Origin of the sequence: Brevundimonas sp. UBA7838 (genome assembly GCF_002500885.1) — a bacterium.
GTDB lineage: Bacteria > Pseudomonadota > Alphaproteobacteria > Caulobacterales > Caulobacteraceae > Brevundimonas > Brevundimonas vesicularis_C.
Window position 1 is genome coordinate 1 of record NZ_DLTK01000037.1, and the last position, 7418, is coordinate 7418.

Sequence of the window (7418 nt, forward strand, 5' to 3'; positions counted from 1 at the left end):
GCGCCCGCCGGACGCAAGGTCGCCTCGGCCCGCGCCAGCGCGCGCGACGTCTCCGACCTGGGCCGCCGCAGCCCGCGCGCAAAGCCCGTATCGCCCGGCGAACAAGCGCGCTAAGCGACAACCTTCCTCCGCCCCCTGTCGAATGTCCGCATGAGCCTCGCCCGAAACACCCTGGTGCAGTCGACCCTGACGCTGGGCAGTCGAATTCTCGGCTTCGTGCGCGACATGGCGCTGGCGGCGCGCTTTGGCCAGGGGCCGATGATGGACGCCTTCACCACGGCGTTGATGCTGCCCAACATGTTCCGCCGCCTGTTCGCCGAGGGCGCCTTCGCTCAGGCCTTCGTGCCGGTCTATGGCGGGGTTCGGGCGCGCGAGGGTGAGGAAGCCGCCGCCGTCACGGCGTCCGAGGCGCTTAGCTTCATGCTGGCGGTCGTCGCCGGCTTCTGCATCCTGCTGCAGGTCGTGATGCCCTGGATCATGCCGTGGCTACTGTCGGCCTATCAGGGTCAGCCCGAGGTGCTGCGCGCCGCCGTGATCGCGACCCAGCTGGCCATGCCCTATCTGGCCTGTATGACCGTGGCCTCGCTTCTGTCGGGCGTGCTGAACACGGGCGGTCGGTTCGCCCTGTCGGCGGCCGTGCCGGTGTTTCTGAACCTGTGCACCCTGGCCGCCCTGATGCCGCCGCTGATCCTGCCGATCCCGCAGGAGACGGTGCTGCTGATGGTGACGGCGGCGGTGACGGTGTCGGGCCTGATCCAGGCCGGTCTGCTGTGGTGGGGCGTGCGGCGTCTGGGCGTTCGGCTGAAGATCGGCCTTCCGCGCATCACGCCGAATGTGCGTCACACCCTGGCGCTCGCCGTGCCCGGCGCCCTGGCGGGCGGGGCGCTGCAGATCAACTCTCTGGTGTCGCAGTTCCTGACCGGGTCGGACGAGGGCGCGCGTTCGGTGCTGTATAACGCCGACCGGCTGTATCAACTGCCGCTGGGCCTGGTGGGCGTCGCTATCGGCCTGGCCCTGGTGCCGCGCCTGACCAAGGCGTTTGTCGATGGGGATCACGAGGGCGGGCAGAAGACGCTGGACGACGGCATCAATCTGGCGATGGCCTTCACCCTGCCGGCGGCGGTTGCCCTGTTCGTCATTCCCTTCTTCATCATCGACGCGACCGTAACGCGCGGCGCCTTCACCTCGGCCGACGCCGCCCGCACAGCCGACGTTTTGCGTCAGTTCGCCTGGGGCGTGCCGGCCTTCGTCCTGGCCAAGGTTCTGACCCCGCCCTTCTTCGCGCGCCAAGACACGCGCCGTCCGATGATCTTCGCCGTGGCCAGCGTGGTCATCACCGTCATCCTGGGCTCGGCCCTGTTCTTCTGGTTCCGCCGTCAGGGCTGGGACGGGGTGCAGGGCCTGGCCATCGCCACCAGCACCTCGGCCTGGGTCAATGTCGCCCTGCTGGGCGGCGTCCTGATCCGCGAGAATAGCTGGCGGCCGTCGCCGGCCTTTTTGTCGCGCATCGCGCGCGTCATCGCCGCCAGCGCCATGATGGCCGCCCTGCTGTTCGCCGCCGACGTCTTCTATCCGCAGCTGAGCCGCCTGTTCCTGGCCAAGGAGATCGCGGTGCTGGTTGTCTGCGGCGCCGGAGCCGGGCTTTACGGCTTCTGCCTGCTGGCGTTCCGGGCCGTCACGATCACGGAACTGAAGGCCACGTTGAAGCGCGAGCCCGGCGGCGGCGCGGTCTCCGGTCTGGACTGACCGGCGGGGAACCGATAAGCGCGAGGCCATGACGACCTCGGGCCTGATCCATGACCTGCGATGGCGCGGCTGAACCGCCGCCTGCCTCGCCACGCCTGCCTTTCGACCTTCCGAGACCCGATCCCATGACCGACCAAACCCCCGCCGTTGCGACCTATGACGGCCCTCGCCGCATCTTGTCCGGCATCCAGGCCTCAGGCGCGCTGCACCTGGGCAACTACCTCGGCGCCCTGAAGCGGTTCGTGGAACTGCAGGACCAGGGCGCGCCGGTCTATGTCTTCGTCGCCGACATGCACGCCATCACCGTGTGGCAGGATCCCGCCAAACTGACCGCCCAGACGCGCGAGATCGCCGCCGCCTATCTGGCCTCGGGCCTGGATCCGGAAAAGGCGATCATCTTCCCGCAATCGGCCGTGCGCGCCCATGCGGAACTGGCCTGGATCTTCAACTGCGTCGCCCGCCTCGGCTGGCTCGACCGGATGACCCAGTTCAAGGAGAAGTCGGGCAAGCACAAGGAACGCTCGTCGGTCGGTCTCTACACCTATCCCGTGCTCCAGGCGGCCGACATCCTGCTGTACAAGGCCACCGAAGTGCCGGTCGGCGAAGACCAGAAGCAGCATCTGGAGCTGACCCGCGACATCGCCGCCAAGTTCAACAACGACTTCGGCGTTCCTGGCTTCTTCCCCGTGCCTGAGCCGATCATCCAGGGACCGGCGACCCGCGTCATGTCTCTGCGCGACGGGGCGGCCAAGATGTCCAAGTCGGATCCGTCCGACAACAGCCGCATCAACCTGACCGACGACGCCGACACGATCGCCTCCAAGATCAAAAAGGCCAAGACCGATCCCGAGCCGTTGCCGGAAACCCTGGAGGGCCTGAACGAACGGCCCGAGGCCAAGAATCTGGTCGCCATCTATGCGGCGTTGGCGGGCCTGACCCGCGAACAGGTGATCGCACAGTTCGGCGGCCAGGGCTTCGGCGCCTTCAAGCCGGCGTTGGCGGATCTGGCGGTGTCGTCCTTGGCGCCCGTGACGGCCGAGATGCGCCGTCTGATGGACGATCCGGCCGAGATCGACCGTGTGCTGAAGGCCGGCGCCGAACGCGCCGCCGAGGTCGCCGATCCCGTGGTGGACGAGGTCAAGAAGATCGTCGGCTTCTGGAGGGCGTAATGGGGGTCTATGAAGCCAAGGTCGTCTGGAACCGCGGCGACCAGCCCTTTCTGGACAAGGGCTACAGCCGGGCCCATTCTTGGAGCTTCGACGGCGGAGCGGTGGTGCTGGGGTCGTCGGCGCCCTCCAGCGTGCCCGTGCCGATGTCCGATCCGGCCGGCGTCGATCCGGAAGAGGCGATGATCGCCTCTCTGTCCAGCTGTCACATGCTGTGGTTCCTCGCCTTCGCCGCCAACGCCGGCCTGGTGGTCGACACCTATGTCGACGAAGCGTCGGGCAAGATGGGCAAGGACGAGAACGGCAAGCGCTACCTCGCCGAGGTGACGCTGCGCCCCTTCACCAGCTTCACCGGCCGCGAACCCGATCAGGCCGAGATCGACGCCCTGCACCACCAGGCCCACGACCATTGCGAAATGGCCCATTCGGTCCGCGCGACCATCACGGTCGAGGCGACGATCGGCTAGGCGGCGACCGCCGTCTCTTCCTCGACCAGGGACCTGAACAGGGCGTGGGCGGCGATCATACCGTCCGAGGTCGCCAGGGTGATGTTGGAGGCGGCGCGCGCCAAGTCGCCGGCGGCGAAGACGCCCGGCTGGGTCGTCTGCTGCATGGCGTCCACCTTGATCACTCGCCCCATCGGGGTTTCGGTCATCTCGCAGCCCAGCCGCTCGGCGAAGGGGCTGGCGACGCGGACATTGGCGCCGACGAAGATGGCCTTCAGGTCGACGAACCGTCCGTCGGTCAGCCGCGCGCCGCTCAGGTCCGGCGCCTCGCCCTCCAGCCGCGCGATGGGCGTGGCCTCGATGGTGACCCCGCGTCGATCCAGAAGATGGGCGTCCTCAGGCGACAGGCCGATGTCCAGATCCATGAACAGGGTGACCTGGCCCCATTCGGCGACCGTCGCCGCATACTGGACTGCGTGATCGCCGCGCCCCAGCACGCCGATGGGGCCGCCGCCGATCTCATAGCCGTGGCACCAGGGACAGTGCAGGGCGGTGCGGCCCCAGCGTTCCTTCACCCCCGGGATGTCGGCCAGCACGTCCTCGACCCCGTGCGACAGCAGCAGCCGGCGACCGCGCGTACGTGTGCCGTCAGCGAAGGCGACCGAGAAACCGCCATCGATCCGTTCGACCTCGACCGCCTCCGCCATGCGGAAGGCGGCGGTCGGATAGGCCGCGACCTGAGCTCGAGCCGACGCCGTGATCTCAGCGCCGGGCTTTCCGTCATTCGTCAGAATGCCATGGGCGCGGGCGGCGAACCGATTGCGCGGCCGGCCGTCGTCGATGACCAGAACGCGGCGGCGCGCGCGGACCAGCTGCATGGCTGCGGACAGGCCGGCATAGGAGCCGCCGATGATCAGGGCATCGTGCGGCATGACGTCAGGACTTTCGAGCGTGGGCATGCAGGAGGTCTCTCTTGGGATGTTCGGCCATGCGGCGCGAGAAATCCGCCGCTAGATCGGCCAGGGTTATGTCGTTCAGACGCGCGATCAGCAGGGCGCGGGCGGCGGCGTAGGTCTCGGCCAGGGCGTCGTTGACCGCCGCCTCGACCAGGCAGCCGTCGGCCTCGACAGGCGGAGCGGCCGGAAACAGATCCGCGCCGCCGAGGGCCTTGTTCACCTGGCCCAGGGTGACCTGATCCAGCGGTCGCGACAGACGCCAGCCCCCGCCATGCCCCTTTTCCGACGCCACCAATCCCTGCTCGCGCAGGCCAGCCATGGTTCGGCGCACCACCACCGGATTTGTCGAAAGGCAGACCGCCAGCTGGTCCGAGGTCATGGGCGAGCCGGTGCGTGTCTCATGCTCGGCCATGTGCAGCAGGGCGTGGAGGATGTTGGACAGTCGGGAATCCCTTTTCATGTAACCGCAATTGTTACGTGATGGATCGCCCGTCAAGAGCGCGGGTCAGTTTTCTTTTTCAGCCGTGTGGGACGGCGTCGGTCAGGAAGGCGCCGAAACGGCGCAGGGCCTCGACTGTCAGTTCCGGATCGTGGCGCATCGGACCGTTATTGGTGGGTTCGTCGAAGGCGTGAGTGCCCCCGGCGATCCAGCTTTCGACCTCGGAGCCGCAGTTGCGGATCATGGCGTTGACCTGTTCGGCGTTGCGCACAGTGGTCAGGTGGTCGCGCTTGCAGGTGACGGCCAGAACGCGCGGGCAATGCCGCCACGGCTTCAGCCGGTTGAAGGCGAACGGGCCGATGTAGGGATAGGCCAGCCACACCGCCTTGACGCCGGACAGGTCGGCCTCGGCGGGATCCATCACGCCAAAGGCGCCGGGCGTCGGCGCGCCGCTCATCATCTCCATGATCGACCAGCCGCCGTGGCTCCAGCCGGCCAGGGCCAGCTTCGTCGCGTCGACATCGGGGCGTGCCGAAACGCCCCGGATCGCCGCCAGCACGTCGCCCACCCGCTCATAGCCCCGGAACGACAAGCCTGTGCAGACCGCCGCCAGGGTGAAGGCCCGGCCCCAGCCGCGCGGGCCGTAGGAATCGATGATGAAGGCGCGCCAGCCCCCCGCCTTGGCGACTTCGGCATAGCGGGGCAAATGGTCACGCAGGCCGCCGCAGCCGTGGAACAGCAGCACCGCCGGCCGGGGCTGGTCGTCGTCCGGTCCGACGACGGTGACATGGGGCTCCAGCCGGGCCCAGCGGCGCTTCAGATCGTCCATGGTCGACATACGCCGCAGCTTGTCGTCGAATGCCAGTCCAAAAATCAGGCGCTCAACCGGCGCAGCGCAGCGTGAGGTTCAGCCGGCCGCCGCCGGGGATGAGGCGCGACGATCCGGCCAGCACGCGGTCGACGCCGTGGCGGGCCAGGCGGGCGGGTCCGGTCAGGGCGCAGACGTCGCCGCTGTCCAGTCTCAACGTCGTGGTGCGTCCGCCCTCCGCCGCGCCGATGCGGAACGTCGCCGTGTCTCCCAGGGATACCGACAGGACGGGCGCGCCGAGGTCGGCCTCGTCCTTGTCCTGGTGCAGGCCCATCTTCGCCGCATCGCGATACAAATTGACCAGACAGGCGTCCGGCGGCGTGGGCCAGCCGACCGTGGCGTCCCACAGGTCAAGCAGCATAGTCGGGATCGCGGGCCAGGGTCGCACGGTCTCCGGATGGGTCGACTGATAGCGATAGCCGCCCCGGTCGGAGACCCATCCCAGCGGCCCGAAGTTGCTCATTTGAACCGAGAAGGGCCGACCGCCCGGCGTGGTCGGCCGATAGAGGGGCGCATCTTCCAGCCGGGCGAACACCTCGCTGACCAGATCAGCCTGCGCCGCGGCATCGAGCGCCCCCGGCCAGAGCCGGAAGCCCTCAACGGCGGTCTTCACCTCAACGGGTGTAGGTGTATTCGCTGACCTCACAAACATTGATGCGCGACCGCGTCAGCTCCTGACCGTTGGTGAACTCGGCCTTGAAGTCATAGATGCAGGCGCCCGAGCCGTCATCGATGTTGATGCGCACATCCTGCCCGCTTTCCAGAACGTCCGAGCCCAGGATGTCCTCTTCCCAGTCGTCGCTGCGTGAATCCGACGCGTAGAAGCGCAACATGGTCCAGCCGGTGCGGTTCTTGATGGTGACGTGCCGATCATAGCCGTCGCGCGACTGGATGGCCGGCGCCCCAGCAGGCGACGCGGCGGCGGCCGAAGAGCCGATCAGAACGGCGGCGGCGACAGCGGCCTTGAGCATGATCTTGATCATTGTTTCCTCTCCCTTCCTTCATCGCGGTCCCCAGAGCGCGATGGGAAATCTTATGCCCGACGATCGCTGCCTCCGCATCTTCGAATTTCAACGTTCTTCGAAAGCGTTGAATCGCATAACGCCCTTGCGGGCCGGGGGGATTTTCCCATATCGGGGCCAGCTTCGGAGAAACCCCGCGAAACTTGGGGCTATCCAGCCTGATCCACGCCAACCCAACCGGGGGCGGTCACGCGCGGCGCTTCGTCGAAGGCCGCCGCATCGCCCGCCGAACCAGAGAGACTGAAGAACACATGGCCAAGATTATCGGCATCGACCTGGGCACCACCAACTCGTGCGTCGCCGTCATGGACGGCAAGACGCCGAAGGTGATCGAAAACGCCGAGGGCAACCGCACGACCCCGTCGGTCGTGGCGATCCAGGACGGCGCGGAAGTGCTGGTGGGTCAACCCGCCAAGCGCCAGGCCGTCACCAACCCGTCCAACACCTTCTTCGCGATCAAGCGCCTGATCGGCCGCAACTTCGATGATCCCGTCGTCGCCAAGGACAAGGGCATGGTGCCCTATGAGATCGTTAAGGGCCCGAACGGCGACGCCTGGGTGCGCGCCTTCGGCAAGGACTATTCCCCGCAGCAGATTTCGGCCTTCACCCTGACCAAGATGAAGGAAGCGGCCGAGGCCTATCTGGGTGACAAGGTCACCCAGGCCGTGATCACGGTGCCGGCCTATTTCAACGACAGCCAGCGTCAGGCGACCAAGGACGCCGGCAAGATCGCCGGCCTGGAAGTGCTGCGCATCATCAACGAGCCGACCGCGGC

General features: G+C 67.5%; 9 protein-coding genes. 4 read left to right on the forward strand and 5 right to left on the reverse strand.

Annotated features, from left to right (window positions below; genetic code table 11):
- The first annotated feature begins 150 nt into the window (after positions 1 to 150).
- From murJ to B3T77_RS02265, 3 genes are all read left to right on the forward strand, one after another.
- The gene (gene murJ / locus B3T77_RS02255; protein WP_292076756.1) at positions 151 to 1746 is read left to right on the forward strand and encodes a murein biosynthesis integral membrane protein MurJ; all 1596 of its coding nucleotides are present in this window, start codon (positions 151 to 153) and stop codon (positions 1744 to 1746) included.
- Between the two features lie 125 nt (positions 1747 to 1871).
- Complete coding sequence (gene trpS, locus B3T77_RS02260; RefSeq protein WP_292076758.1) at positions 1872 to 2915, forward strand: tryptophan--tRNA ligase; 1044 nt, start codon at positions 1872 to 1874, stop codon at positions 2913 to 2915.
- The gene (locus tag B3T77_RS02265; protein WP_292076760.1) at positions 2915 to 3379 is read left to right on the forward strand and encodes an OsmC family protein; all 465 of its coding nucleotides are present in this window, start codon (positions 2915 to 2917) and stop codon (positions 3377 to 3379) included. Before trpS ends, B3T77_RS02265 begins: the two co-directional genes overlap by 1 nt.
- Here the strand turns inward: B3T77_RS02265 and B3T77_RS02270 are convergent.
- From B3T77_RS02270 to B3T77_RS02290, 5 genes are read right to left on the reverse strand one after another with little or no spacing between them, the layout of a single operon-like run.
- Positions 3376 to 4317 carry an NAD(P)/FAD-dependent oxidoreductase gene (locus B3T77_RS02270; protein WP_292076762.1) on the reverse strand — a complete coding sequence of 314 codons (942 nt, stop codon included), beginning with the start codon at positions 4315 to 4317 and terminating at the stop codon, positions 3376 to 3378. The genes B3T77_RS02265 and B3T77_RS02270 overlap by 4 nt on opposite strands.
- Positions 4295 to 4774 (reverse strand): Rrf2 family transcriptional regulator, encoded by a 480-nt coding sequence (locus tag B3T77_RS02275; RefSeq protein WP_066627179.1) that lies wholly within the window; start codon positions 4772 to 4774, stop codon positions 4295 to 4297. Before B3T77_RS02275 ends, B3T77_RS02270 begins: the two co-directional genes overlap by 23 nt.
- 58 nt (positions 4775 to 4832) lie before the next feature.
- Positions 4833 to 5591, reverse strand: a complete 759-nt coding sequence (locus B3T77_RS02280) for a dienelactone hydrolase family protein (RefSeq protein WP_292076766.1) — start codon at positions 5589 to 5591, stop codon at positions 4833 to 4835.
- Positions 5592 to 5634: 43 nt separating this feature from the next.
- Positions 5635 to 6273 (reverse strand): alpha-ketoglutarate-dependent dioxygenase AlkB, encoded by a 639-nt coding sequence (locus B3T77_RS02285; protein WP_292076767.1) that lies wholly within the window; start codon positions 6271 to 6273, stop codon positions 5635 to 5637.
- Entirely contained in the window at positions 6236 to 6604 is a 369-nt protein-coding gene (locus tag B3T77_RS02290) for a hypothetical protein (RefSeq protein WP_284877071.1), read from the reverse strand. Before B3T77_RS02290 ends, B3T77_RS02285 begins: the two co-directional genes overlap by 38 nt.
- 290 nt (positions 6605 to 6894) lie before the next feature.
- On the opposite strand from B3T77_RS02290, the gene B3T77_RS02295 reads away from it, so the two are divergent.
- A partial coding sequence (locus tag B3T77_RS02295; RefSeq protein WP_292076771.1) for an Hsp70 family protein occupies positions 6895 to 7418 on the forward strand: 524 nt, incomplete at its 3' end.